Source organism: Psychrobacter sp. W2-37-MNA-CIBAN-0211 (assembly GCF_040309405.1).
Lineage (GTDB): Bacteria > Pseudomonadota > Gammaproteobacteria > Pseudomonadales > Moraxellaceae > Psychrobacter > Psychrobacter glaciei.
Genome location: NZ_JBEOOU010000073.1, coordinates 1 through 329 on the forward strand (window position 1 = coordinate 1; position 329 = coordinate 329).

At 43.5% G+C, this 329-nt stretch carries 1 protein-coding gene; it reads right to left on the reverse strand.

Annotated features, from left to right (window positions below; all coding sequences use genetic code 11):
* Positions 1-329: peptidoglycan DD-metalloendopeptidase family protein (locus AAEY72_RS14350; protein ID WP_352311182.1), on the reverse strand; the 329-nt coding region annotated here is incomplete at both ends.

Sequence of the window (329 nt, forward strand, 5' to 3'; positions counted from 1 at the left end):
TTTCACCACGGTTAACTTTGCGCTTGGTTAAATGCAAATACTTAGTGGTATAGGTTTCGTTGTGCTTAATAAACACATAGTTACCATTATACTGGTTATAACTCGACTCAATAACCCGCCCCTTACCCGCAGATTTAATGGGTGTCCCAATGGCCGCCACATAATCTACGCCTCTATGGGCTCTAACTTGCCCTGTGACAGGATGTAAACGGCGTGGATTAAAGTTAGAACTGACGTATTTAAAGTCCACTGGCGAGCGTAAAAATGCTTTGCGCATACTACTGCCATTCTCCGAGTAGTATTCACCATCGGTATAACGAACTGCAGTA